The 26588-nt window shown below is 72.8% G+C and carries 19 protein-coding genes; 7 read left to right on the top strand and 12 right to left on the bottom strand.

Annotated features, from left to right (window positions below; all coding sequences use genetic code 11):
* Positions 1-34: 34 nt before the first annotated feature.
* Complete coding sequence (locus OIE67_RS55155) at positions 35-2077, bottom strand: ATP-dependent DNA helicase UvrD2 (protein WP_326635373.1); 2043 nt, start codon at positions 2075-2077, stop codon at positions 35-37.
* Positions 2078-2266: 189 nt separating this feature from the next.
* Here OIE67_RS55155 and OIE67_RS55150 point away from each other — a divergent pair, with 189 nt between their 5' ends.
* Both OIE67_RS55150 and OIE67_RS55145 read left to right on the top strand, forming a co-directional pair.
* The gene (locus tag OIE67_RS55150) at positions 2267-3139 is read left to right on the top strand and encodes an alpha/beta hydrolase (protein WP_326635371.1); all 873 of its coding nucleotides are present in this window, start codon (positions 2267-2269) and stop codon (positions 3137-3139) included.
* 75 nt (positions 3140-3214) lie between these two features.
* On the top strand, positions 3215-3463 hold the full coding sequence (locus tag OIE67_RS55145; protein WP_106240949.1) for a mycoredoxin: 249 nt from the start codon (positions 3215-3217) through the stop codon (positions 3461-3463).
* A gap of 6 nt (positions 3464-3469) precedes the next feature.
* Here the strand turns inward: OIE67_RS55145 and nudC are convergent, their stop codons facing one another.
* Positions 3470-4441, bottom strand: coding sequence for an NAD(+) diphosphatase (gene nudC, locus OIE67_RS55140; protein WP_358359883.1), 972 nt, complete (start codon positions 4439-4441; stop codon positions 3470-3472).
* A 145-nt stretch (positions 4442-4586) separates the two neighbouring features.
* On the opposite strand from nudC, the gene OIE67_RS55135 reads away from it, so the two are divergent.
* The 4 genes from OIE67_RS55135 to OIE67_RS55120 are packed head-to-tail and all read left to right on the top strand — an operon-like array spanning position 4587 to position 10005.
* Positions 4587-5720, top strand: a complete 1134-nt coding sequence (locus tag OIE67_RS55135) for a siderophore biosynthesis protein (RefSeq protein ID WP_326635366.1) — start codon at positions 4587-4589, stop codon at positions 5718-5720.
* Positions 5717-7210 (top strand): IucA/IucC family protein, encoded by a 1494-nt coding sequence (locus tag OIE67_RS55130; protein WP_326635364.1) that lies wholly within the window; start codon positions 5717-5719, stop codon positions 7208-7210. The genes OIE67_RS55135 and OIE67_RS55130 overlap by 4 nt, the downstream gene beginning before the upstream one ends.
* The gene (locus OIE67_RS55125) at positions 7211-8941 is read left to right on the top strand and encodes an IucA/IucC family protein (protein ID WP_326635363.1); all 1731 of its coding nucleotides are present in this window, start codon (positions 7211-7213) and stop codon (positions 8939-8941) included.
* Positions 8938-10005, top strand: a complete 1068-nt coding sequence (locus OIE67_RS55120) for a type III PLP-dependent enzyme domain-containing protein (RefSeq protein WP_326635361.1) — start codon at positions 8938-8940, stop codon at positions 10003-10005. The genes OIE67_RS55125 and OIE67_RS55120 overlap by 4 nt, the downstream gene beginning before the upstream one ends.
* Here the strand turns inward: OIE67_RS55120 and OIE67_RS55115 are convergent.
* Positions 9965-13246: an ATP-dependent helicase gene (locus OIE67_RS55115; protein ID WP_326635359.1), complete on the bottom strand. Its 3282-nt coding sequence runs from the start codon at positions 13244-13246 to the stop codon at positions 9965-9967. The genes OIE67_RS55120 and OIE67_RS55115 overlap by 41 nt on opposite strands.
* Positions 13240-16548, bottom strand: coding sequence for an ATP-dependent helicase (locus OIE67_RS55110; RefSeq protein ID WP_326635357.1), 3309 nt, complete (start codon positions 16546-16548; stop codon positions 13240-13242). The genes OIE67_RS55115 and OIE67_RS55110 overlap by 7 nt, the downstream gene beginning before the upstream one ends.
* A 290-nt stretch (positions 16549-16838) precedes the next feature.
* Between OIE67_RS55110 and OIE67_RS55105 the strand changes: the two genes are divergently transcribed.
* Positions 16839-17468 carry an NUDIX domain-containing protein gene (locus OIE67_RS55105; protein ID WP_326635355.1) on the top strand — a complete coding sequence of 210 codons (630 nt, stop codon included), beginning with the start codon at positions 16839-16841 and terminating at the stop codon, positions 17466-17468.
* 45 nt (positions 17469-17513) lie between these two features.
* Here OIE67_RS55105 and OIE67_RS55100 read toward each other — a convergent pair whose 3' ends face one another.
* The 8 genes from OIE67_RS55100 to moeZ form a co-directional block, all read right to left on the bottom strand.
* On the bottom strand, positions 17514-20261 hold the full coding sequence (locus OIE67_RS55100; protein WP_326635353.1) for a CDP-glycerol glycerophosphotransferase family protein: 2748 nt from the start codon (positions 20259-20261) through the stop codon (positions 17514-17516).
* A 208-nt stretch (positions 20262-20469) separates the two neighbouring features.
* Entirely contained in the window at positions 20470-20784 is a 315-nt protein-coding gene (locus OIE67_RS55095) for an MGMT family protein (RefSeq protein WP_106240930.1), read from the bottom strand.
* Positions 20772-21131 carry a hypothetical protein gene (locus OIE67_RS55090; protein WP_106240928.1) on the bottom strand — a complete coding sequence of 120 codons (360 nt, stop codon included), beginning with the start codon at positions 21129-21131 and terminating at the stop codon, positions 20772-20774. Before OIE67_RS55090 ends, OIE67_RS55095 begins: the two co-directional genes overlap by 13 nt.
* Positions 21132-21219: 88 nt before the next feature.
* The gene (locus OIE67_RS55085; RefSeq protein ID WP_326635348.1) at positions 21220-22368 is read right to left on the bottom strand and encodes a S8 family peptidase; all 1149 of its coding nucleotides are present in this window, start codon (positions 22366-22368) and stop codon (positions 21220-21222) included.
* Complete coding sequence (locus OIE67_RS55080) at positions 22362-23264, bottom strand: hypothetical protein (protein ID WP_326635346.1); 903 nt, start codon at positions 23262-23264, stop codon at positions 22362-22364. Before OIE67_RS55080 ends, OIE67_RS55085 begins: the two co-directional genes overlap by 7 nt.
* Positions 23265-23320: 56 nt before the next feature.
* Positions 23321-24583 carry a S8 family serine peptidase gene (locus tag OIE67_RS55075; protein WP_326635344.1) on the bottom strand — a complete coding sequence of 421 codons (1263 nt, stop codon included), beginning with the start codon at positions 24581-24583 and terminating at the stop codon, positions 23321-23323.
* A 20-nt stretch (positions 24584-24603) separates the two neighbouring features.
* A complete protein-coding gene (locus OIE67_RS55070) occupies positions 24604-25326 on the bottom strand; it encodes a hypothetical protein (RefSeq protein ID WP_326635342.1) in 723 nt (240 codons plus the stop codon).
* Positions 25327-25372: 46 nt separating this feature from the next.
* Positions 25373-26554, bottom strand: coding sequence for an adenylyltransferase/sulfurtransferase MoeZ (gene moeZ / locus OIE67_RS55065; protein WP_326635340.1), 1182 nt, complete (start codon positions 26552-26554; stop codon positions 25373-25375).
* Positions 26555-26588: the final 34 nt, after the last annotated feature.

The raw sequence follows: 26588 nt of genomic DNA, 5'->3' as shown, positions 1-26588 counted from the left end.
GACCTCATCATGGCCGCTTCCGATGTCGCGGACGTTACGCGCGGCAGAGCGACAGCACGGCCTCGCCGAAGCGGTCGATCTTGACCTTGCCGACCCCCGGGATCGCGCGCAGCTCCTGCTCGGTGGCCGGCGCGCGCTCGGCGATGGCCTGCAGCGTCACGTCGGTGAAGATGACGTACGGGGGCACCTTCGTCTCCTTGGCCATGGTGGTGCGCCAGGCCTTGAGCCGTTCGAGCAGCGCCTCGTCGTAGTCGGCGGGGCAGGTCGAGCAGCGGCCCAGCTTCTGCTCGGCGGCGGCCACCAGCGTCTTCGCGCACACCCGGCAACTGACCGGCGCGGCCACCTGGCGACGTTCGCGCGGGGCCGCCGCGGCGCGCGGCGGGGCGGCGGCGCGGCCCGTGAGGCCGTCGAGGAAGCGGGACGGGCGGCGGCTCTTGCGCCCGCCGGGCGCGCGGGCCAGCGCCCACGAGATCGACAGGTGCTCCCTGGCGCGGGTGACGCCGACGTAGAGGAGGCGGCGTTCTTCCTCGATCTGCTCGGGGGTCTCGGCGTAGATGATGGGCAGCATGCCGTCGGTGACGCCGACGAGGAAGACGGCGTCCCACTCCAGGCCCTTGGCGGCGTGCAGGGAGGCCAGGGTGACGCCCTCGACGGGCGGCGCGTGCTGCTCGGAGGCGCGCCGTTCGAGCTCGGCCACGAACGCGGGCAGGTCGCCCCCCTCGGCGGCCAGGTCTTCGGCCAGGTCGGCCAGGGCTTTGAGTGACTCCCACTTCTCCCTGGCCTTGCCGCCGCCGGGAGGCGAGGGGGTCAGGCCGACGCCGGCCAGGATGTGGTGCACCTCCGAGGCCAGCGGCTCGCCCGACGCGGAGCGGGCGGCGCCGCGCAGCAGGACGACCGCCTGACGCACCTCGGGGCGTTCGAAGAAGCGCTCGGCGCCGCGCAGCACGTACGGGATGCCGGCCTTGGACAGCGCCTCCTCGTAGGCCTCGGACTGGGAGTTGACCCGGAAGAGCACCGCGATCTCGCGCGAGAGCACGCCCTGGTCGAGCAGTTTCCTGATCGCCCGGGCCACGCCGACGGCCTCGGCCGGCTCGTCGTCGTAGTCGGAGAACGCAGGCCGCGGCCCGTCGGGGCGCTGGGCCACCAGCTCCAGGCGGTGCGGGGACCTGCCCTTGGCGATGACGAGGTTGGCCAGGTCGACCACCTGAGGGGTCGAGCGGTAGTCGCGCACGAGCTTGATGACGGCCGCGTCGGGATGCTCGACCCCGAACCCGGTCAGGTAGCGCGGGCTGGCACCGGTGAAGGAGTAGATGGTCTGGTTGGGGTCGCCGACCACGCACACGTCGTCGCGCCCGCCGAGCCAGGTGTCGAGCAGGAGCTTCTGCAGCGGGTTGACGTCCTGGTACTCGTCGACGACGAAGTAGCGGTACTGCTGGCGGATCTGCGCCGCCACCTCGCGGTGCTCGGTCATCACCGCCGCGGTCAGTTCGAGGATCGTCTCGAAGTCGAGCAGGTGACGCTCGCGCCTGATCTGCTCGTACGCCTCGTAGAGCCGGGCCAGCTCCTCGACCGGGATCGGCGGCGTGCGGTGGTGCTTGGCCGCGGCCGCCACGTAGTCCTCCGGGCCGACCTGGGTGACCTTGGCCCACTCGACCTCGGCGGCGATGTCGCGCAGCTCGGAGCGCTCGGGGGTCCTGCGGACCTGGCGGCACGCCTCGGCCAGGACGGGAAGCTTCGACTCGATGATCGACGGGGCGTCGCCGCCGATCACCCGCGGCCAGAAGTAGGTGAGCTGGCGCAGCGCCGCGGCGTGGAAGGTGCGGGCCTGGACGCCGGGCGCGCCGAGCGCGCGCAGCCGCTGGCGCAGCTCGCCCGCGGCGCGAGTGGTGAACGTCACAGCCAGCACGCTCTGCGCGTCGACGACGCCGCTGCGGACCGCGTACGCGATGCGGTGGGTGATCGCCCTGGTCTTGCCGGTCCCGGCGCCGGCCAGCACACACACCGGCCCGCGCACGGCCTCGGCGACCGCGCGCTGCTCGGGATCGAGTCCGATCAGTACGTCGTCCGCGTTGTTCACCCCTACATCCTCCCAGTCGCTGGCGGTGCGAGACCTTATTCTGGCAACATGCGGGCCGACGTATGTTCTTAGTCTGTCGGATGCAAAGAACTGGTCTCTTCCCCCACAATGGGGCCGACCATCTGCATGGGGGAAAGGAAGGCCGTGCGAACTGCGGTTTCCGTGAGCGCTGTCGCGCTCGCAGCCGTTGTGCTCACACCCGTCGCCGCGACCGCGAGCAACGCGAGCGCGATCAAGGAGCCCACACCCGCCCCGACGGCGAGCAGCTCCGTCATCGACGACGGGTTCGACGGGCTGGCGGTCGAGACCGTGAAGTACGGATCTCACCACCGCCAGAGCATGGACGTGTGGTGGACGACCGACGGCCAGGACCGGCCCGGGATCTTCCTCATCCACGGCGGCTGGTGGTCCAGCGGCGACAAGAAGTACATGACGGAGATCACCCGCAGCTACGCCGAACTGGGCTACACGGTCTTCAACCTCAACTACCGCCTGTCCAGCCAGGCGGCCTGGCCCGCGCAGCGGACGGACGCGCTGGCCGCGATCGCGGCGGCGCGCAAGCACGCGGCCAGGTGGTCGTTCGATCCGCGTAACTACGTGCTGGTCGGCTTCTCCGCGGGCGGGCACATCGCGGCGGCGGTGGGGACGTACGGCAACGGCGTCAACGGGCTCAAGGGCGTGGTCGGGCTGTCGCCGATCATCTCCCCGCTGCGGGCCTACGCCGACGGCGACAACAGCCCCGACCCCAACAAGCGCAGGCTGCGCACCGCTGCCATCAAGCTGGCCGGCGGCTGCGCGCCCAAGGGCAAGTGCTCGCGGATCTGGGCCAGCATGGAAGTGGCCTGGCACGCCAGCCCCAAGGACGCGCCGATGCTGACCCTGCACTCGAAGAACGAGTTCGTGCCGCCGGTGCAGAGCCAGTTGCTGCAGAAGATGCTCGGCCAGGTGGGGGTGCCGGTGAGCGTGGTCACGGTGCCGGGGATCAACCACAGCTCGCCGCTCTACCGGGAGCCCGGCGTGGCCGAGCGGGTGCAGGCGTGGATCGCCGAGCGCATCGGGTAAGAACCGGGATTAACCAGGCACCCCGCGTTGTTGCACGGATCGCCTGATTTCCTGACCTTGGAGGGATTTCCCGAGATGGCGCTCACGGTCTACAGCACCACGTGGTGCGGCCCCTGCAAGCGGCTCAAGTCTCAGCTCGCCCGCGAGGGGATCAGTTTCGACGAGATCGACATCGAGCGTGACCCTGCTGCCGCCGAGTTCGTGATGAGCGTCAACAACGGCAACCAGGTGGTGCCGACCGTGGTGATCGAGACGCCGAAGGGCCGGGTCGTCCGCACCAACCCCTCGGCCCGCGAGGTCAAGGCGCTGCTCGAAGCGGCCTGAGGCGGGTCACCAGTCGCCGACGAGCTCGCCGCCGTACCAGGTTTCGATCAGGCGGCGGGCTATCGACACGGGAGGCGGCAGGCGCAGCTCACCCGACTCCAGGGCCGCGGTGAGCTCCTGCCTGGAGTACCAGCGCGCCTCCGCGATCTCGTCCCGGTCGGGCACGAGCGTGGTGGTGACGGCCTCGGCGAAGAAGCCGAGCATGAGGCTGCGCGGGAACGGCCACGGCTGGCTGCCCAGGTAGCGCGGGTTGGCCACGGCGATGCCGACCTCCTCGGCCACCTCGCGGACGACGGCCGCCTCCAGCGACTCCCCCGGCTCCACGAACCCCGCCAGGATGGACAGCCGCCCCTCCGGCCACTGCGGCCCGCGGGCGAGCAGGCAGCGGTCGTCCGCGTCGCGGATCAGCATGATGACGGCGGGGTCGACGCGCGGGAAGTGCTGGCTCGAGTCCTTCGGGCAGACCCGGATGTGACCGCCCGCCGAGACGTCGGTGCGCGAGCCGCAGCGGGGGCAGAACTCGTGCGTCGAGTGCCACGCCTCCAGCGCCACGGCGTAGACCAGCAGGCCCGCCTCGCGGTCGCCGAGCAGGCCGCCGGCCTGGCGCAGCCCGGCCGGCACCGGCTCGCCCTCGGGGGTGTCGCGCAGGGTCATCGGGACGGTCAGGCGGCCGTTGACGTCGCCCGTGGAGACGCCGGGCAGCGGCGCGGCGACCGCGAAGTAGGCGACCCCATCTTCGACGCCGAGCAGGTAACGCTGCCCGGGAGGCGCGTCCTGCGGCGTGAACAGCACGGCCTGGACGTCGTCTCCCGATCGCCGCACCAGGGTATGGCCGTTGTCGATCACCAGCACCCTGGTCGCGGGGTCGGACCAGGCGCGCTCCAGCCACGCCTCGTCGGCCCGCAGCGCCGAGGATCGATCGATGGTCCCCCGCGCGAGAAGCAGTGGTCCGATCAGTTGCTCTTCCGCGGTCTCCACTGGCCGCCCCCTCCCGAGTCCCATGTCATCCTATGACCTCGCCGTTAGCCCGTGATTACGGTATCCGGGCACCGGGGTGATCTCTCTGGGGCTAAGATCGACGAGTTAGGTTAGCCTTACCTGATTCCTCGGGGGTGCCTTGGCGTTGCGGCTCTACCTGACCGCGCTCAAACCGACCGACTCCGTGACGGACGGCTTCCTGCCGGCGGCCCGGGCGCTCGGTTGCGAGGTGATCATCCTGACCGATCGCCCGGAGCGGCATCCGCACGCGGTGGCGTGTGACGTACGGGACCCGCGGGCCCTGATCGACACCGTCGAGCAGCTGGGCCGGCCGGACGCGATCTTCTCCAACTCCGACCACCTGCAGACGGAGACCGCGCTCGCGGCATCCTACTTCGGGCTGCCCGGCAAGGACTGGCGGGCGTGCGCGACGGCCAAGAACAAGTTCCTGACGCGGCGCAGGCTGGCCGAGGCGGGGATCGAGCAGGTGTTCTCGCTGCGCCTCGGGCCCGGCGACCCCGTACCAGAAAACCTGCCTTGTCCCGTGGTGCTCAAGCCGCGCGAAGGGGTGGCCAGCGAGGACGTCATGCTGGTCGAGAAGGACCTGGCGCGGGCCGTCGCCGAGGTCAGGCGGCGGCGTCCCGGCGAGGCACTGGTCGTCGAGGAGTACCTCGAAGGGCCGCTGCGGACGCTGGAGACCCTCGGGGACGAGAGCGGGTTGCGGGTCCTCGGCGGGTTCGAGACGAGCCTGGGGGCGCTGCCGTACTTCGTCGAGGAGCGGCTCGACTGGGCGCCCGAGCCGGACGCGCACGTGCTCGCGGCGCTGCGGGCGCTCGGGGTGGGGTTCGGCGCCTGCCACACCGAGTACGTGCTCACCTCGGGCGGGCCCCGGATCGTCGAGGTCAACTACCGGGTGATCGGCGACCACTGCGACTTCCTGCTGGCGGATGTGCTCGGGGTGCCCTTGTTCGAGTGGATCCTGCGGGTGCATCTCGGGGAGCGCGTCCCCGACTTCACGCACGGGAGCGCGTACGGGAGCGCCGTCAGCCTCGTCGCCGACCGCGAGGGGATCGTCAAGGAGGCGCCGGGGCACGAGAGCCTGACCACCGGCGACGTACGGCTGTGGCACCGGCCGCTGCGCGAGGTGGGCGACGTCGTCACGCTGACCAGGACGAACCGCGACTACCTGGGCGTCGTGCGCGGCGTCGGCCCCTCCCGCGAGCTGGTGGACGCGGCCGTCCAGAACTACCGGGCCGCCCGGCCGTGGGTGGTCGAATGAGCTCCAGGGAGGCCTACCTGGCCGCCCGCGTGCTGAACGCCCTGCTGCGCGAGGACTACGGCCGGCTCGCCTCCCGCATCACCAGGACCAGGGACGGCGTCGGGCTGACGCTGGCCGACGGGCGGTGGGCGCGGCTGACGCCCGGGGTGCTGTTCCAGGACTTCGTGCTCGCGCCGGACGAGCGGCTGGGGCTCGAACAGGTGCTGGAGACGCTGGCGGAGGTCGCCGACCCGGCGGACGCGGAGGGGGTGGCCGCCTTCTTCGACGAGTGCCTGGCGGCCCTGGCCGCGCTGGAGCTGCACGACGAGGTGGCCGATTCGGTGCTGCGGGCCGGGCCCTCGTACGAGACGCTGGCCGCGTTCGTGGACCATCCGGTCTATCCGACCTCCCGCGCGCGGGTGGGGATGGCGGCGAGCGAGCTGCCGGCGTACGCGCCGGAGTTCGGGCCCTCGTTCGAGCTGCGGTGGGCGGCGGTCCCGCGCCACGCGCTCGCGCCGGGCTCCGCTGGAAGCCTTCCCGCCGACGCCGCGCCGGCCGGGCAGTGGGAGGTCGGCGCCGACGAGGTGCTGTTCCCCGTGCATCCGCCGGCCGTCGCGGAGGTACGCAAGATCGACGGGGTACGGGTGCTGGACCGGGCGGCCGTCACCGTACGGCCCACTCTGTCCATGCGCACCGTCGAGGTCGGCCCGCGACTCCATCTCAAGCTGCCCCTGCCCGTCAGCACCCTCGGTGTGCGGAACCGGCGCTCGATCAAGCCCGGGACGCTGGCCGACGGCGCGAAAGCCGAGACGCTGCTGCGCCGGCTGGCCGATCCCGACGTGGTCCTGGCCGACGAGCAGACCTGGGCGCACGCGGGACACGAGTACCTGGCCTGGATGGTCAGGCGGCTGCCCGAGGGGAAGATCGTGCCGGTCGCCGCGCTGAACGCCCCCGGGGTGCTGGCCGAGCTGGGCGACGTGCTGCCCGGCTACCTGCGGCTGCTGCTGCGCTGGAACGTGCGGCTCTTCGTCCGGTACGGCGTCGCGCTCGAGGCCCATCAGCAGAACCTGGCCCTGCTTTTCCAGGGCGAGCGCGTGCGCCTGCTGGTCAAGGACAACGACGGCCTGCTCGCCTCGCCGTCGCGGCTGCGGGCCGCCGGGGTCGAGGTGCCGGACTTCGCCGACGGACGCCTGCTGACTGACGACCCCCACGCCCTGGCCGACGTCTTCGTCACGATCACGCTGCACCTGGCCGCCGCCGCCGTGACGTTCGGCGCCCTGCCGCACGCCCGCGCGGCCGCCCTGGTCAGGGAGACGCTGGCCGAGGCCCTGGACGAGTACGGGGACGACCCCATGGCCAAGATCCTGCGCGGCCGGACGCTCGACGCGGTCAGGCTCACCGGCAAGTCCATGATCACCGCCGGCACCCTCGTGTCGAAGGAACGCTCCGGCGCCCGCGACGTCAACAAGTTCTACGGCACCAGCGGGCCCAACTATCTGAGGAGAGCTTGAATGCTGCGAGGACTGGCCGTCGACGCCGCCGAAGCTCCGGCCGACGCGCCTCCCGGCCCGCTTTCCGGTGTGCTTTCCGGTGTGACAGAAGCACCGGCCGACGCGCCGGCTGACGCTCTGGCCGGTGCTCTGGCTGACCCGCCGGCCGGCGCGCCTTCCGGCCTGGCCGAGGAGGCGACGCTGGCGGCGTTGTTGCGCTGCTGCGTGCGGGAGGTGGCCGGGCCGCGCGGCCTGGTGTGGCCGGCGCCGCCGTACCTGCTGCTGCGGGTGGCGGGGACGCTGCTGCGGGCCCGCGCCTCCGGCGGCGCGGCGCTGCGCTTCGAGGGCCGGCCCGAGCGGCTGGAGTCCGGCGCGTGGCGGCCGCTGACGAGCGACGAGCTGGTCGTCCTGGTCGAGACCGAACTGGGCGTCCTGGTCGAGACCGAACTGGGCCGGCACGCCGCCGAGGGGGCCGAGCGCGGAGGCGTCGCGCCGCGCGGGCACAACGGCGAGTTCGCCGGGCAGGTGGCGGCCAGCAGGCGGGCCGTGGCCGCGATCCTGGCGGCCAGGGCGGAGGCGGCGCCGCCCGCCGATCCGTGGCTGGCCTCGGAGCAGGCGCTGGTGTACGGGCACCCGTTCCATCCCAGCCCCAAGGCGCGCGGCGGCGGCGACTGGCTGCGGTACGCGCCCGAGGCGCACGCCGCGTTCCCCGTCCGGCTCCTCGGCGTACGGGAGGACGTGCTGGACGAGGGCGGCGACCCCGGCGCGCTGGACGCGATGGGCAAGGCCCCCGACGGCTACCGGGTGCTGCCCGCGCACCCGTGGCAGCTCGACCTGCTCCGGCCGGCCTTCGGACCCGAGCTGATCGACCTGGGGCCGGGGCCGGTGGTGACGCCGACCTCGTCCGTACGGACGGTGTACGCCCAGGACGCGGGGGTCTGCCTGAAGTTCTCCCTGGACGTGCGGATCACCAACTGCGTACGCAAGAACGCCTGGTACGAGCTGGCCGGCGCGGTCGAGCTGACCCGGCGCCTCGCGCCCCTCTTCGACCTGACGGCCGCCGCGCATCCGGGCACCCGCTGGCTGCCCGAGCCCGGCTACCGGTCGGCCGGCCTCGGCATCAGGCTGCGCGAGGGGCTCGGTGTGATCGTCCGGCGGAGCCCCTGGGCGGCCTGCTCCCCCGGCGTGACCCCGGTCCTGGCCGCCGCCCTCGCCGTGGACGCCCCGGTGACGGATCCGCTCGCGTGGTGGCGGGCGTACGTGACGGTGGTGGCCCCGCCGGTGCTGGAGCTGTACTTCACGCACGGCGTCGTGCTGGAGCCCCACCTGCAGAACGTCCTGGTCGGGCTGGACTCCTCCGGCACCCCCGTGCAGGCCGTCTTCCGCGACCTGGAGGGCACCAAGCTCGTCGCGGGCCGGCACGACCTGTCAGGGCTGCCCCCCGAGGTGGCCGGCGCCCTGACCTACGACGCCGGTCGCGGCTGGGCCCGCGTGGTCTACTGCCTGCTCGTCAACCACCTCACCGAGATCGCCGCCACGGTCGCGGGAACCGACGACGAGCTGCTGCGCGAGCTGTGGCGGATCGCCCGCGACGTGCTCGACCGCCAGGCGGACGAGCTGGGCCGGCCGCTGCCGCTGTCCGACCTGCTGGCGGGGGCGCCGCTGCCCGCCAAGGCGAACCTGGGCGTGCGCTGGGCCAGGGCGGCCGACCGCGCCGCCGGTTACGTCCCGATCGCGAACCCCCTCGCATGATCACCCCGCGCGTCCAGGAGGCCGCCGCACGCCTTCCCGAGGTGCCCGCCTACCTCTATGACCTGCCCGCGCTGGACGAGCACGTCGCGTCCGTACGGCGGGCGCTGGGCCCCACGGAGCTGTACTACGCCGTCAAGGCCAACCCCGACCCCGAACTGCTGCGCGTCCTGGCCGGGCACGTGGACGGGTTCGAGGTGTCGTCGGCGGGCGAGCACGCGCACGTCACCGGCCTGCTGCCGGGGGTGCCGGTGGCGCTGGGCGGGCCCGGCAAGACCGACGCCGAGCTGCGGCTGCCGCACCACCGGCTGCACGTGGAGTCCCCGAACGAGCTGCGCCGCCTGCTCGCCGCGGGCGTCGAGGCCGACGTGCTGCTCCGGCTGAACCCCGATCTGCCGGTCGAGGGCGCGGCGCTGACGATGAGCGGGCCGTTCGGGATGGACGAGGACGGGGTGGCGGAGTGCCTGCCGCTGTTCGGCGACCGGGTCCGGCTGCGCGGCCTGCACGCGCACCTGGCCAGCGGGCTGGAGGCCGGTCAGCTGCTCGGGCTGGCGCGGGCGCTGCTGGACAATGCGTACGAGGAGGTCAACCTGGGCGGCGGGATGGCGGTGTCGTACGAGAGGCCCGAGAGCAGGTTCGACTGGGCGACGTATGGGGCCGGGCTGGCGGAGCTGGGGCGCGGCAGGCGGCTGCGGATCGAGCCGGGCCGGGCCCTGACCGTCTACTGCGGCTACTACGTGACGAAGGTCGTGGACGTGAAGCGGGTGCGCGGCCGGGCGTACGCGGTGCTGCTGGGCGGCACCCATCACCTGCGCACGCCCGCCACCAAGGGGCACGACCAGCCCTTCACGGTCCTCCCCACGGGCAAGGGCCAGGCCGTGGGCGAGCCGGTCACGCTCGTCGGCCAGCTCTGCACCCCGAAAGACGTTTTCGCCCGAGATATCGAGACTTCACTGCGCGTCGGGGACACCGTGGTCTTCGCGATGGCCGGGGCCTACGCCTGGAACATCTCCCACCACGACTTCCTCATGCACCCGAAGCCCGCGTTCCGTCATCTACGAGCTTGACCCGCTCGATCAGCGCCATCAGACCGTCGGCGTCGAGCAGATCGACCGGCCGAACGGTGCGGTTGGCCCGCACGTAGTGGAAGGCCGCCCCCACCTCCTCCAGTGGCACGTCCGCCAGGTGGGCCCAGGCCAGCCGGTAGGCCGCCAGCTGCACGGTGGCGGCCTTGGCCGCCTTGCCGCGCGGCGGCTGCCCGGTCTTCCAGTCGACGACCTCGTAACCGCCGCCGGGCCGCTCGAAGACGGCGTCCATCCGCCCGCGCACCAGCCGGTCGGCGATCATCGTCTCGAACGGCACCTCCAGGTCGATCGGCCGCCGGTCGGCCCACTCGCTCTCCTCGAACCGCTCCTGCAGCTCCGCCAGCCGCACATCGGCCTCTTCGAGCTCCTCGTCGTAGAGCTCCAGGTCGTCGATGAGCCGCTGCTGCTCCCACCGCGTCTCCAGCCACTTGTGGAACGAGGTGCCGCGCCGGGCCAGCGGCGCCGGCTTGACCGGGACAGGCCGGCGGATCCTGCGGGCCAGCTCGCGCGGATCGGCCGCCAGCGTCACCAGCGACGACACGGTCAGCTTGGCCGGCAGCTCGACCGTGGTCGCGGGCCTGCGCCGGTGCAGCTCGCGCTCACGCAGCAGCAGGTCGGTGTCGCGGTCCCAGGCGCGCAGGCGCTCCTCCTCGTACGACTTGAGCGGCTCGTCCTCGTCGTCGTCGCCCAGCGTGCCGGCCAGGGCGTCCTCGACCAGGCGGGCGCCGTCGAGCACGGACTCGTAACGCAGCCCCTCGGGCGTGACCGGCCAGACGGCCTCGGCCGGCTCGGCCAGCAGCGGGTTGGTGGCGCCCTCGGCCAGGTCGTCGGCCCAGAACGAGACCCGGTCGGCGGTGTCGCGGATCTCCAGCAGGAAGTCGGAGGGCGCGAGCGGCTTGGTCGCGGTGCCCCAGCGGTAGCCGGAGGCGATCAGGTGGTAGTGGGCGCGGGTCACGGCCACGTAGGCGAGCCTGCGCTCCTCCATCAGGTCGCGCTCGCGGCAGTGCTCGTCGAACGCCGCCAGCTCCTCCTTGCTCAGCCCGCCCAGCCGGGGCAGGTCGGCGGCGTCGCCGCGCAGGGCGTAGGGGAGCTTGCGCGGATTCTCCGTCCAGCGGCTGTTCATGACCGGCGTGGCGGGGAACATGCTGCCGGTCGCGATCGTCCCCTTCGAGCTGACCAGCTGCGACAGGCCGGGCACCACCACGATCGGCCACTCCAGGCCCTTCGAGGCGTGCACGGTCATCAGCTTGACGCTGTTGCTCTCGCCGACCCGGCCCGCCTCCAGCCCGAACTCCTCACTCTCGGCCGCCTGGAGGTAGGCGAGGAAGGCGCCCAGCGTCGGGTCCTCGGAGTCGCCGGCGAACCTGGAGGCCGCGTCGAGGAAGGCGTCGAGGTCGGCCCGCGCCGCGAACGCCCCCACCGCGCCGCTGCGCGCGGCCACCTCGATGTCGAGCCCCAGCCTGCGCTCGACCTCCGTGATCAGGTCGGGCAGCGGCTGCGCGGTATGCGCGCGCAACTGGCGCAGCTCGTGGGCGAGCGCCACCAGCCTGGTGCGGGCCAGCGGCGAGAACGACTCCAGCCACGCCTCCCTGTCGGGCAGCTCGTCGAGCGCGTCGACCAGGCTGCCGCGCTCTTCGGCCAGGTCGGCCACCACCTGGTCGAGCGGGTCGCTCTCGCGGTGGCTGTCGCTCAGCTCGCGGGCCAGCTCCCTGGCGTGCTCGCCCAGCACCCGCAGGTCGGCGGGGCCGATCCGCCAGCGGGGCCCGGCCATCAGCCGGGCCAGCGCGTCACCGGCCGTCGGGTCGTAGAGGACGCGCAGCGTGGCGACGATGTCGTTGACCTCGGGCACGGTCAGCAGGCCGCCCAGGCCCACCACCTCGACCGGGATGTCGCGGTCTTCCAGCGCCCTGCGCAGCGCGGGGAACTGCGAGCGCTTCCTGGCCAGGACCGCGACGTCCTGCGGCTGGACGGCGAGCGTCTTCTTGCGCTCCTTCTCGCCCCACGGCAGCCCGTCGGGCGCGACCTCCTGGCCGAGGATCCTGGCGATGCCGTCGGCGATCCACCTGGCCTCGTCTTCGGCCGTCTCGTGGAAGGCGCAGGTGACCCGGCCCCGGTCGACCCGGTTGGGGCCGGGGATGAGGACCGGCACCTCTCTCGCCTCCATCCGCAGCGGGAGCTGGACCCGGGCGGCGACGTCGAGGACGCGGTCGCCGTTGCGGAAGCTGACGCTGAGCTGGCGGACCGGGGCCCGGTCGCCGGAGGCGGTGCGGAAGTCGCGCGGGAAGCGGCGCAGGTTGCCGGCCGAGGCGCCGCGCCAGCCGTAGATGGACTGGCACGGGTCTCCGACGGCGGTGACGGGATGGCCGCCGCCGTAGAGCGAGCGCAGCAGGACGAGCTGGGCGTGGCTGGTGTCCTGGTATTCGTCGAGCAGGACCACGGAGTAGCGGGAGCGCTCGATCTCGCCGACCTCCTTGTGCCCGGCCGCGATCCTGGCGGCCAGCGACATCTGGTCGCCGTAGTCGATGACCTCACGCCCGCGCTTGAGCCGCTCGTACGCCCGCACCAGCGGCAGCAGCTGCTCCCTGGCCGCCTGGACGCTCACCGGCTTGCGCTGCGCGAGCGTGGTGCGGCCGGGGAGCAGGTCGAGCCGTTCGCGCAACCACTCCCCCACCCGGCGCACGTCGGACGGTGAGCGCAGGTGCTCCGACAGCTCTCCGGCCAGCTCCAGCAGGGCGGCCGTGACCGACGGCGGGCCCAGCTCGATCTTGTCCATCGGGCCGTCGTACATCGCCACCACCCGGGAGGCGAGCTGCCACGACACGGCCGGCGTGACCAGGCGCATCGTCGGCTCCAGCCCTTCGCGCAGCGCGTGGTCGGTGACCAGGCGGGCGGCGTAGGCGTGGTAGGTGGACACGGTCGGCTCGGTGTCGAGCGAGCCCGGCTCGACCAGACCGGCCTCCGCCAGGCCGTTGAGCCGCTCTCTCACCCGGGTGGCCAGCTCGGCGGCGGCCTTGCGGGTGAACGTCAGGCCCAGCACGTTTTCCGGTTTGACCAGGCCGTTGGCGACCAGCCAGACCACGCGCCCGGCCATGGTCTCGCTCTTGCCCGAGCCGGCGCCGGCCATGACGACCATCGGCTCCAGCGGGGCCTCGATGACCTCCGCCTGCTCGGGGGTGGGCGGCAGGATGCCGAGCTTGCCGGCGAGTTCGGCCGGGGTCAGCACACCTGGCCCCCGTTGTCGTTGACCGGGCAGCTGGCCCTGGCCGCGCACGTACGGCAGCCGTCGTTGACCTTCGCCTGGAAGAACGGCCCCGACATGCCGATCGCCACCGTGTCGACCAGGTCCTTGGCCCAGCCCGGATCCTTGTCGTCGGCCAGCGCGCCCTGCTGCTGCTCCAGAGCGTCATGTTTACCCGCCGCCTTGCCGAGCTGGAGCAGCGCCGCCCCGCCGGGCTCGGTCATGCCGTGCCTGGCGAACGCGCCCAGCAGCGCGGCCAGCTGGTAGACGCCGAGCTGCGGGTGCCGGTCGAGGTCGCCCGCCTTGGGCTTGGAGCCGCCCGTCTTGAGGTCGATGATCACCGCCCGGTTCTCCGAGTCGCGCTCGACGCGGTCGACCCGGCCCTTGATCTGCACGCCCTCCGACACCATCGCCGTGAACGCCTCCTCCAGGGCCACCAGCTCGCGCGGATTCTCCTTGTGCCAGCGCAGGAACTTGCCGATCATCTGCTCGGCCACCTGGCGCTGCTTGCGGTTGTACCAGACGCCGCCGAAGTCGAGCTCGTTCCAGATCTGGTCGAGGCGGTCGCCCAGCAGGTCCTCGCTGGGCAGGTCGGTGGCGGCCAGCACGGCCAGGGCGTGGATGATGTTGCCCAGTCCCTGCGCGGTGCTGGTGCCGGCCGCGCCCACCGCCGTCTCCAGGAGCCAGCGCAGGCCGCACTTGGTGAAGCTCTCGACCGCCGACGGTGAGATGTTCACGATGTCGCCGGGCCAGCTCAGCGGGCGGTCGTCGGAGATGGGGGTCAGGGCGTACCAGTCGTTGGGGTGGGCGCCCTGGACCCCGGCGGCGGCCAGGCGGGCCAGCTGCCGGGCCGCCCGCCTGCGCACGACGGCCGGTCTGGTGGGGTCGGTCACCGCGCTGCGCAGGTCGGCCACCAGCGCGGACATGGTGAGCCAGCGGGCCCGGTCGTCGACCGTGGCCGACTCGACCGCGCCCGGCATCAGCTCCGACAGGAACCTGGACGGCCGCTCGTCGGTGTCCTCCCCGCCCACGGCGGTGACCACGAGCCTGCGCCTGGCCCTGGTGGCGGCCACGTAGAACAGCCTGCGCTCCTCCGCCAGCAGCTTGGAGGCCAGCGAGGCGGCGTTGGGCTTGGCTCCCTCGACCACCTCCACCAGGTCCTCCACGCCCAGCATGGAGCCGCGCAGGCGCAGGTCGGGCCACACGCCCTCCTGCACGCCCGCCACCACCACGATGTCCCACTCCAGGCCCTTGGAACGGTGGGCGGTCAGCACGCGCACGGCGTCGCCGTCGGGGGCGCGGTCGGCCAGCGTGTCGCCGGGGATCTCCTGGGCGGCCAGGTCGTCGATGAACACCTCGGGGCCCGCCATGGGCATGCGGTCGACGAACTTGGCCGCGTGGTCGAACAGCGCCACGACGGCGTCGAGGTCGCGGTCGGCCTGCGCGCCCCTGGGGCCGCCCGACAGGCTCAGCTCGCCCCACCGCCCGGCCAGGCCGCTGCCGTCCCAGACGGCCCACAGGAGGTCTTCGGCGGTGCCCTGCTGCCTGGCGGCCTCGCGCGCGGTGGCCAGCAGCTTCGCCACCCGCTCGGCCGGCAGCGCCACGTGGGGCTCGATCCGGGTCAGCTCCCGCACGTCCTTGATGGCCGCGACGAGCAACTCCCCAGAGGACCGCGCCCCACTCCGAGACGGCACCTCCGCCTCCTCGTCACCGCCGCCCGGCTCGTCGCCGCTGCCGGGCTCAGGGTCGTCGCCGGACTCAGGGCCGTCGCCGGTGTCGACGCCGGCGCTCGCCTCACCACCCGGGCCGGCCTCCTCGCCGGTCTCCTCGCCGGTGCCGGGCTCGCCGGTGCCGGGCTCGTCGCCGTCGCCCGTGTCGCCCGCCTGTACGGCCTCGTTCTCGGCGATCTTGAGGGCGCGGCGCAGGCGGCGTACACCGATCATGTCGGTGCCGCCGAGCGGCCCCGTCAGCAGTTCCTCGGCCACCCCCTCGTCGAGCTCGGCCGGATCCAGCGCCACGCGGAGCATGGTGAGCAGCGGCCGCACGCCGGGCTCCTGCGCGATCGGCACCTCGTCACCCGCGATCATCGTCGGCACCCCGGCGTTGACCAGCGCCCGCCGCAGCAGCGGCACCTGGCGGCGGGCCGAGCGGACCAGCACCGCCATCCGGTGCCACGGCACCCCGTCGATCAGGTGGGCGCGGCGCAGCGTGTCGGCCACGATCGCGGCCTCCTGGCTGACGCTGTCGGCCAGCAGCACCCGCACGTCGCCCGCGTCGGCGTCGGGCAGCGGCACCAGGTCGCGGTGGCCGTGGCGCTGGTCGTGCTCGGGCGCGGGCGCGACCGGCAGCCTGGCCGCCACCCGGCGCGATGCCTCCAGCAGGTCGGCCCCGCTCCTGCGGCACACCCGCAGCGCCAGCACCGGCGCCTCGCGCCCGTCGCGGGTCTTGAACCGCTCGGGGAACTTCATGATGCCGTGCACGTCGGCGCCTCTGAACCCGTAGATCGACTGGTCGGGGTCGCCCACCGCGACCAGGTCGCGGCCGTCGCCGGCGAGCTGGGCCAGCAGCAGCTCCTGGGCCGGGTCGGTGTCCTGATATTCGTCGACGAACACCACGTCGTGCGCGGCCCGTTCGCGCTCGCGCACCTCCGGGTCGGTCAGCAGCGCGGAGGCCGCCCCGACCAGCTCGGCGTAGTCGTAGGTCTCCTCGGGGGCCAGGTCGAAGCGGTCCTGGTAGCGCTCGGAGAAACGCCCGGCCGCGGCCCAGTCGGCCCGCCCGTGCAGCCGGCCGAGCGCCACCAGCCGCTCGGCGTCCAGCCCGCGCTCGTTGGCCCGGGACAGGAAGTCGCGCAGCTCCTCGGCGAAGCCGCGCGTCTTCAGCGGCTCGCGCAGCGAGGCGGGCCAGTCGGGCGCGCCCCGCTCCAGCTCGCCGTGGAGCAGCCGGCGGATCTCCAGCAGCTGCTCGGGGCCGGTGAGCAGACGCGGCGGGGCCTTGCCCGCCAGCAGGCACTCGCGGCGCAGCAGCGCGTAGGCGTAGGAGTGGAAGGTCAGGGCGAGGGGGGAGCGGGTGGTGCGGCGCAGGCGGCCGGTGACGCGCCGGCGCAGCTCCTCCGCGGCCTTGCGGCTGAAGGTGAGGATGAGCACGCGCTCGGGGTCGACGCCGCGCCGCTCGATCCGCTCGACCACGCTCTCGACGATCGTGGTGGTCTTGCCGGTGCCCGGACCTGCGAGAACGAGCAGCGGGCCGCCCTGATGGGCCACCACGGCACGCTGGTGCTCATCCAGCACAGGAGGCGCAGCGGGCCCCCCGCCCCCTCGTCGCACCAACCGCCAGGTCTGAGCACTCACAGCACTAGATTCCACCAGACCACAGGGGTAGATCGTGCCGACTTGCCCGGTCTCCCTGGGAGATCCGCCTACGTTATCGAGGGAGATGCCGGATTTCTCGTGACACGCCGGTGGCGATGTTCGCCAGCAGCGTCACGATGGGCCGGCCGCTCCGGCGATTTGCCCCTCTCACGGAGAGTGAAGACTTGTAGCGTAGGGTCAATATTCGCCTTGTGCGGGGGGTTGAGCGCATGCGCTGGCAGGTCCACTCGGAGAAGTCGCTCTATCGCGATCCATGGCTGGACGTCCGCGTGGCGGATGTGGAGTTGCCCGACGGGAGCCGGCTCGACCACCGGCTGCTGCGCACGGCGCCGGCCGCAGGGGCCGTGGTGACCGACGACCACGATCGGGTGCTGCTCATCTGGCGCCACCGCTTCATCACCGACAGCTGGGCGTGGGAGATCCCGCTCGGGCAGGTGGAGGAGGGCGAGACGCCGCGGGCCGCCGCCGCGCGCGAGTTCGAGGAGGAGACCGGCTGGCGTCCCGGGCCGCTGCGCCCACTGATGGGCGTGCAGCCGAGCAACGGCGTCTCCGACAGCCTGCACCACGTCTACCGGGGAGAGTCGGCCACCCACATCGGGTCCCCGTCGGACCCGTGGGAGGCCGAGCGGGTGGAGTGGGTGCGGCTCGCGCAGGTCCGCAAGCTGATCGACAGCGGTGAGATGGTCTGCGCCACCAGCATCTCGGCGCTGCTCTACGTGCTGGTCGAGCACCTGCCGGGCGGGCGGCCGCCCGGCGCGGCGAAGCCGGGGGCCTTCGGCCTGGACTACGACCCGGGCCGGAGATACGTGCTGCCCGACGACCTGCCCGAGCTCTTCTGAGCGTCGCGGGCGAGCCCCGCCCTCGCGGACGGGGCCTGCCCGGCGTCAGGAGAAGAGGTGGTCCACCACCCGGGCCGTGGCCTTGCCGTCGTCGCGGGGCGCGAACGTGGCGCGGAAGGCGTCGTAGCGGTCGGCGTGGGCCGCCGCCACCTCGTCGATCGAGCGCAGCGCGTCGACCACGTCGGCCGACGTCGAGAGCAGCGGCCCCGGCGCCTGCTCGGGCAGGTCGATGTAGAGGCCGCGCTTGGAGGAGTATTTCGCCAGGTCGTAGCCGTACAGCACGATCGGCTTGCCGGTGGCGGCGAAGTCGAACATGACCGAGGAGTAGTCGGTCACCAGCACGTCGGCCACCAGCAGCAGATCCGCGATATCCGGATATGTCGTGACGTCGCGGGCGATGTCAGGGACGGCCGGCGCGGCCTGCATCGGATGGGCGCGGACCAGGATCTCGTGGTCGGCGCCCAGCGCCTCGCGGGTCTTGGCCAGGTCGAGCTTGACCATCGCGTTCTTGCGGTCGTAGTCACGCCACGTCGGCGCGTACAGCACCACCCGCTTGCCCTCGGCCAGGCCCAGCCGCTCGCGCACGGCCGCGGTCAGCGCGTCCCTGTCGGGCGAGTTGAGCACGTCGTTGCGGGGCAGGCCGCTCTCCAGGATCTCGCCCTTGTAGCCGAACGCCTTGCGCAGCACCGGCGTGGCCCACGGCGACTGCGACAGCAGCAGGTCCCAGCCGCGTACCTCGGCCACCTGGCGGTGCCAGATCGGCGGCCTCGGGTCGCGCTTCATGTGCGGCTGGTCACCGCCGATGAGCTTGGCCGGGGTGCCGTGCCACGTCTGCACCACCACCTGGTCCTCGCGGGCGCGGAACCACACGGGCAGGAACGAGTTGGTGATGATGTGGCGGGACCTGGCCAGCGCCTCGTGGTGCTCGCGGCTGCCGGCCCTGATGACGGTCGCGCCGCCTGGCGGCACGAACGCGCCGTCCTTGACCACCCACAGGTGCTCGCTGTCGTCGCCCCTGCGCAGCCGCTCCTCGTAGATGGCGCGGACGCTGTCGGCGTAGAGCCGTCCGTCGTTGACCACGTACACGGTGGCCTCGCGCAGCGGCTCGGTGCGCTGGGCCGGGTAGAAGACGCGGCGCAGGACGTGGGTGCCGGCGACGCCGCGCTCCTGCGCGGGACGGTCCTCCTCGACGGTGATCACCGGGACGTCGAAGCGGGTGGAGATCATCCGGTAGAGGTGGCCGCCGAGCGTGCGCGGCTCCTCGTCCAGGCCGCCCAGGGCCGCGTGGTCCATCCGCAGCGGGACGATCTCGCCCGACGGATGGCGCAGCGACATGTTCCAGGTGCCCGAGGACAGCGGGACGGCCTCGCCGAAGCGGTCCATCGAGGCCGGCTCCACCCGTACGGTGAAGTTCTGCCCGGAGCGCTCCATGGGCAGCCAGTAGGACAGCCCCGACCGGTGCCGCAGCGTGAGCGTGCGGGGCCCTGGCGCGTCGGGATAGTCGCCGCGCAGGACGAGCGCCGGGCCCTCCCAGACCGCCGAGGTGATCACCGGGCGGATGCGGTGGGCGGAGACCACGACCCGGTCACGCCGGTCGCCGAGCACGGTGATCTCGCGGTCGCCCACGGGCGTGCGGGTCTCCACCAGGTCGGCCAGCATGACGGAGGCCGCCGGGTCGCCCTTGGGCTCGACCCAGAGCCGCCGCCCGTCCTTCTCCTGCAGCAGCGCGGGCACGGCCAGCCCGACCTTGACCTCGGTGCCGTCGCCCGACGGGGTGAAGTCGGCGGCGATGCGGTGACCGCCCAGCCTGGCGTGACCCTTGGTGACCTGGCGGCCGGGCAGGGAGATCTTCAGTTCGAGGTGCTCGCCGTCGAGCGTCACACCGGTCAGCTCGGCCCTGTTGGGCTGAAGCACGACCTGCAGCGCCCGGTCGGAGGTCCAGACCGGCCTGACCCACCAGCCGGGCTTCAGCTTGAGCCCGGCGGGCCGCTCGGGACGGCCGATCGAGGAGCCGCGCAGCAGGCCCGTGGCCCGCGCGCCCCGGCTCCAGAACACGATCTCGGCCCGCCACGTCGTGGCGTCCGGCACGGACGGGCGGTGCCGCATGCGGCGGCGCACGCCCGAGACCACGCTGCGCACGGCGCCGCGCCAGCGCAGCGGCCACGTGCTCAGCTCGGCGTTGAAGCCGGACCAGTCGTAGTTGCAGCCGGGCTCGCGCGCCCCGTGGGTGGCCTCGGGGGCCAGTACGCGGCGGGTGCGCATCCGGATCGGCGGCAACCAGCGCGGCCCGCGCAGCACCACGGTCGCCCGGTTGAACCTGCGGCTGCGGACCGACAGCCCCGCCAGGTAGGCGAAGCCGGTCACGCGCAGCTTGCCGTCGGCCCAGACGATGTCGTCGATGTGGGTGACGGGCACCAGGTCGGCACGCCGCAGGCGGTAGAGGTCGGGCGGCAGTTCGTCGCGGAAGGGCAGGTCGGCGTACCAGCGCAGGCCCTTGCGGATGCGCTTGGACGGCTCCGCCGCCGCGGCCACCACCTTGGCGAGCGTCTCGCCGTCGACGAGTTCCTCGTCGGGGCGGGTCTCGATCAGGTGGCACAGGACGCGGCGCGCGACCGGCAGGTCGCGTTTGACGCCGGCGTCCACGCCCGCGAGGTACGGGCGGATGAGGTCGAGCATCTCGCGCCGCCGCGCGGGGCCGCGTTTGACCGCCAGCTCGATGCGCGCGCCGAGGTGGTTGCTGAGCACCTCGGTGTCGAATGCCGCGTCGCGGCCGCCTGGGCCGACGGCCCGCATGACCGCTGCAAAAGGCTCGCCACGATCGCAGAGATCCTGGACAGCCTTCAGGCGGTCGGCGAGCGAATCGCCGCCCTGGCTTTGGGCTGTGACGCCGGTGGCCATAGGGGTGGCACCGCCTTTCGGACCGCCATCAGTGTTTTGCCCATGGTAATGGGAGTCACATGTCACAGAATCGCCGTATTGGAGAAAGTGCAGGTCACGTTGGTTACTGAAAATCGGCTGAACGCCCGTCCCAGCGGGCCAGGCGCATGTCCACCCGCTCGCCGCGCAGCGGAGTGCCCTCGTCGCGCCAGTGGTCCAGGCAGCGTCGCAGGTGGTCAGGGGCCGCGGCGGTGCCGTCCGCGTGGACGACGCGCCACCACGGCACGCCGCCGCCCCACGTGGACATGACCTTGCCCACCTGCCGGGGGCCGCCCTCGCCGAGATATTCGGCGATGTCGCCGTACGCCATGACCTTGCCGGGCGGAATGCGCTCGACCACGTCGAGCACCCGCTCGGCGAACGGGTTCACGGGCTCCATGCGGATGGGCCCGCGTCGATGATCTCCTCGAACTTGCCGATCTCCACCACGCTGCCGCCCGTCGAGACCTCGATGACGCCGTCGCGCAGTGCGTAGACCTCGCCGTCCTCGCCCATGAGCCGGGCGCCGAGCGCGGTCGCCAGCCTCAGCAGCTGGGCCACCTGCCAGTCGGAGCCGGGCTCGCCGACCAGCTGGCCGTGCCAGCGGGCGACGGAGTGCGTGCCACCCCCGTGACCGGCCACGATCTCCTCAGATCCGCGCAGCTCGAAACCGGCCGGCGCGATGGCCTTCGCGAGCTCCGCGAAGGCGAGTGGCGACTCGCGCACCACCCGCAGCTCGTATCCCATGACGCGCGACCATAGCGGATCTTCCCAGCAACGAGAAACCTGTTCGCCTCATGCCGTTATGCCTGGTCGATGCCTGTCATCGGGCCGGTCATGGCTCCTTGCGCTGGTTGAGCACGACGATCGCCCCGCAGAACGTGACCAGCGCGAGCAGCAGGCCGCCCCCGTACAGCCACAGCCGCATCGGGTCGGGACCCGGCCTGGTGGGCACCGGAGAGTCCTCGCCCTGACCGAAGTGCTCCATGCCGGGCGTGATGCTGCGCTGCGCGCCCGTGAGGCGTTCGGCGGCGTTCAGCGCGGCGGCGGCGTCCACGACCCCGAACCCGGTCTTGTCGTCGTAGCCGGCCGCCGGCCGGCCCCTGGCGCTCGACGCCAGCGCCTGCGCGACCTGCTCGGGCGGCAGGGACGGATAACGCGACTTGATCAGCGCGGCCACGCCCGCCACCAGCGCGGCGGCCGAACTGGTGCCCTCCGACAGCTCGTAGCCCTTCTTGCGCTTGGCCACCGGCACCTGCACGCCGGGCGCGGAGACCAGCACGGACAGGTTGTCGCTGCTGAAGGTGGCCCGCCGGCCCTGCTTGTCGGTGGCGGCCACGCCGATGACGCCGGGATAGCCGGCCGGGAAGCTCCAGTAGGAGGTGCCCTTGTCCTGGGCGTACTGGGTCAGGCCGTCGTTGCCCACGGCCGCGACCAGCACGACGCCCTTGCCGAGCGCGTACGAGACCGCCTCGCGCTCCGACCTGAGCGGGCCGTACGAGCCGATCGACATGCTGACCACCTGGGCGCCGTGGTTGGCGGCGTAGCGGAGGGCGCGCGCCAGCGGGCTCTCCGCCGACGCCTCGCTCTCCAGCGGCGGGATGAGCATGGGCTCGTCGTCGATGACCATGGGCAGCGACAGGATGCGGGCGGCCGGCGCGGTGCCGACGAGCCCGTCGTCCGCGCCCGAACCCGCGATCAGGGCGGCCATGGCGGTGCCGTGCCGGCCCGGCGGCAGCTCGCGGGTGACCGAGCCCGAGGTCATGTCGGGACCGGCGGTGACGCGGCCCTTCAGCTCCTTGATCTTGCCGTCCACGGCGCTGTCCACGACGGCGACGGTGACGTTCTCCCCCTTGGTGACCGCCCACGCCTGCTCGATGTTGAGCGCGTCGAGCACCCACTTCTGCTGCTCCCTGACGGGATCGGCGGCGGGTGCGGAGAAGGCGAGCAGCGCGGCGGTGACGACGCGTACGGCGGTCAGCACACGTTCCCCTGGGTACAGGGCGGCACCTTGGGCGGGTCCGCCAGGAAGTAGGCGATCTGGTTGCCGACCGACTTGGCGGCCGGCCACAGCTCGCTGTGCAGGATCTCCTCGGGCGGGATCGCGGCCCTGGTGCGGCCGTCGGCGTAACCCGCCGTCGAGAACACGAGGTAGGGGCCCGCGCCCACCCATCCGGTGCGCTGGCGCTGGTCGGGCCCGAAGCGCTCGCTCACCGTGCCGGGGAAGGCGACGGGCAGCACTCCGACGCGGTCGTCCTGGGTGAGCTCCTCGGCGGCCGAGACCCTGGACGCCTCGTCCTTCAGCACGGCCACGCCGACCGTGATGACGAAGGAGGCCGTCTGGTCGATGTAGGTGGCTCGCAGCATGGTGCGGCACCCGTGGTTCTGCAGCACGCCGGCCACGGAGGCGTCCACGCCCTTGGCGCACTCGGTCTCGGGGGCGATGCCGACCCGCCTGGCGTACTGCTGGGCGCGGTCGAGCCCGAGGTAGCGCACCTCTTCGGGGAAGACACCGCTGGCGGGCCAGGCCTGCCAGCGCCGGGCGATCTCCTCCTGCTTGTACTGGTTCTGCTCGGCGGGCGTCAGCGGACGCGAGCGCGTTTCGGCGACCATGCCGACCGTGCCGAGCAGCACGACGACCGCCGACACCGCGATGATGACGCCGAGCAGCGTCACGAAGACCCGGCGGTTGCGGACGCCCTGCTGGAGGAGGGCCAGCTCGGCCCGCTCCTTGGCCTCCGTACGCCTGCGGGAGCCCGCCGCCGGCCATGAGCGCACGCGTGAGCGCCGGCCGGTGGTGGCGCCGAGCGGGTTCCTGTTCCCCTGCGCGGCCTCTCCTTCGGCACGCGGGAGCCCTGTGACCGACCTACGTCCCTTCACCACCGCCTCGTTCCCGCATTCGCTTCGTGTCTATTTCGTCCCCCTTGGTGGGCGGATCATGCGTCCTGTGCCATGGCGGCCCGGCGTACCCGTCTGACCAGGACGAATATGACGGCCAGGGACGCGAGCGCGCCGGCGCCGGCCGCGGCGGCGACCGCCGTGTAGACCGTGACGCGCCGTTCGTCCCTGACGATGACCTCGACCGGGCCCGCCTGCCCGCCGGCCAGCGGCCGGGCCGGGTCCTGGGCCTGGTCGCCCGCGGCGGTCTCGGTGTGCCCGGCCAGCCGGGCCGCCTCTGCCAGGGCCTTGGCGGCGTTGACGATGCCGAAGCCGGTCGCGGTGTCGTAGCCGCCGGGAGGCCGGTCGGTGGCGCTGTCGGCCATGGCCCGCGCCACCAGCGGCGGCGACATGCGCGGATGGCGCGCCTTGATGAGCGCTGCCACGCCCGACACCAGCGCGCTGGCCTGCGAGGTGCCCCGGCCGACCCAGTATTCGTCGCCGGGGCCAGCGCCCATGATGTCCACGCCGGGCGCGGCCACCAGCACCGAGGAGTTCCAGTTGGAGAACGTGGCCCGCCGCAGCCGCTCGTCGGTCGCCCCGACGGAGACGACGCCGGGGAAGGCCGCCGGGTAGGAGTAGGGGGCGAAGTCGCCTTCGACCTTCCTGTCGCCCCGGTTGCCCGCGGCGGCGACGAGCACGACGCCCTTGGAGATGGCGTAGCGGATGGCCGCGCGCTCCTCCCTGGTCGCCAGCTCCTTGGAGATCGACATGTTGATGACGTCTGCCCCCTCGTCCACCGCGTAGCGGATGCCCTTGGCCACCACGTTCTCGAAACGCTCGGCCGAGTTGAACTCCCGAAAGCCCGGCTCCTCGTCCTCGAGGATGACCCTTACCGACAGTACGTCCGCTTCAGGCGCGACGCCGATGATCCCCCGTTTTCCCTGGGGTCCGTGGCCGTGCCCGGCGATCAAGGAAGCCATGTACGTGCCGTGCAGCCTGCTGGGCGCGATCCCGGGCGGATTTGCGCCCTCGGTGAAATCCTTGCCCACGCGGACCACGCCGGCCAGGTCGCGATGGCCCGGATCGACGCCGGAGTCGAGCACGGCCACCAGCACGCCCGCGCCCTTGCTGGTCCGCCACGCCTGCGGCAGTTTCAGCGTCTCGATGACGGCCTGCTGGCCGCCGCGCACGTCGTCGGCGTGGGCGGGCTGGAGCAGTGTGCCGGCCGCGGCGGGGGCGGCGGCGAGCAGCAACGCCCCCGCCGCCGCGCCCACACCGCGCCCCGAGGCGCCCCGGTTCGGCGAGCCATGTCGCAGCACGCCTCGCCCCCTGCCCCGGGTCAGCACCGCCACTCCCTGGCGGCGCAGTCGGGCATCTTCGGCGTGCTCAGCTCGCTCAGCACCCGCTCGGCGATGTCGGTGGCGAAGGCGAAGATCGCGGGCCGCGGCTCCCCGGCCGCGTCCGCCGGCCGCCCGTCGACCTGGCCGGCAGTGGTCAGCACCAGGTACGGGCCCGCCTGGCGGACCGACCCCGACTGGCGCACGGCCGGCGTGAACCGGTCGGACACCGTGCCGGTGAAGGCCAGCGGGCGCAAGCCCGGTGCCGGTTTGCCGTTGTCGGCGAAGGCGGACTTGGCGTGTACGGCCCCCGGCTCGTCACGCAGCGCCACCACGCCGATCGTGACGAGCACGCCGCGCAGCGCGTCCACGTACGTGGCCCGCAGAACACCCTTGCAGCCCGCCGCCCGCAGCGCCTCGACCGCCTTGGCGTCCACGGCGTCCGCGCCGCACGCCGAGTGCGGCGAGATGCCGACCCGGTGGGCCCGCTCGCGCCCGCCCTGTTCGGCGGAGTAGGGCAGCGTCGCGGGGAAGATGCGGCCGGTCGGCCAGGCGCGCCAGCGCTCGGCCACCTCCTGCGCGGCCGCCGTGCGCAGCTCGGCCGTGCTGGGCCCCCTGGTGAGCTCCGTGCCCGCCGCACTGCCCGCCACTCCGGCGGTCACCGCGCAGAACAGCGTCAGCGCGGAGGCCACCACGAGTGTGGGCCAGGGGCGGGCAGAGTTCACACCTTCGACCTTAAAGGCCGTGTCTGGGGAGCATACGCAGAAACCCTCAGTAGCTGGGCAGGCTCGGGTCCACGGTCTTGACCCAGCTCAGCACGCCGCCGCCCACGTGGACGGCGTCGGCGAAGCCGGCGTTCTTGACGACCGCGAGCGCCTCGGCCGAGCGCGCGCCCGACTTGCAGTGCAGCACGATCTTCTTGTCCTGGGGCAGCTTCTCCAGGGCCGAGCCGTTGAGGAACTCGCCCTTCGGGATCAGCGTGGCGCCGGGGATGGAGACGATCTCGTACTCGTTGGGCTCGCGGACGTCGACGACGTAGATGCTCTCGCCGCGGTCCATCATGCCCTTGAGCTCGACCGCGGTGATCGTGGAGCCACTGGCCGCCTCGGCTGCCTCGTCGGAGACCGCGCCGCAGAACGCCTCGTAGTCGTCGAGCAGCTGGGTGACCGAGGGGGTCTTGCCGCACAGCACGCACTCGGGGTCCTTGCGGACCTTGACGTCGCGGTACTTCATCTCCAGGGCGTCATAGATCATCAGCCGGCCGACCAGCGGGTCGCCGATGCCGGTCAGCAGCTTGATGGCCTCGTTGACCTGGATGGAGCCGATGGAGGCGCACAGCACGCCGAGCACGCCGCCCTCGGCGCACGACGGCACCATGCCGGGAGGCGGGGGCTCCGGGTAGAGGCAGCGGTAGCAGGGCCCGTGCTCGGCCCAGAAGACGCTCGCCTGGCCGTCGAAGCGGTAGATCGAGCCCCAGACGTACGGCTTGCCGAGCAGCACGGCGGCGTCGTTCACCATGTAGCGGGTGGCGAAGTTGTCGGTGCCGTCGACGATGAGGTCGTAGCCGGAGAAGATCTCCATCACGTTCTCGGTCGTCAGCGCCGTGTTGTGGATCACGACCTCGACCAGCGGGTTGATCTCGCGGATCGAGGCGGCGGCGCTCTCGGCCTTCGGCCGGCCCACGTCGGACTGGCCGTGGATGACCTGGCGCTGCAGGTTGGACTCATCGACCACGTCGAAGTCGATGATGCCGAGGGTGCCGACCCCCGCCGCCGCGAGATACAGCAGCGCGGGCGAGCCCAGGCCACCGGCACCCACACACAGCACCTTGGCGTTCTTCAGCCGCTTCTGCCCCGCCATGCCCACATCGGGAATGATCAGGTGGCGCGAGTAGCGGCGCACTTCGTCGACGGTCAGCTCTGCGGCCGGCTCGACCAGCGGTGGCAACGACACGTTCTACGCTCCCGTTTCAGGGGTCTCATCTCAA

The organism is Nonomuraea fuscirosea (genome assembly GCF_035917475.1).
GTDB classification, from domain to species: Bacteria; Actinomycetota; Actinomycetes; order Streptosporangiales; family Streptosporangiaceae; genus Nonomuraea; species Nonomuraea fuscirosea.
This window is presented reverse-complemented; position numbering and strand designations above follow the sequence as displayed.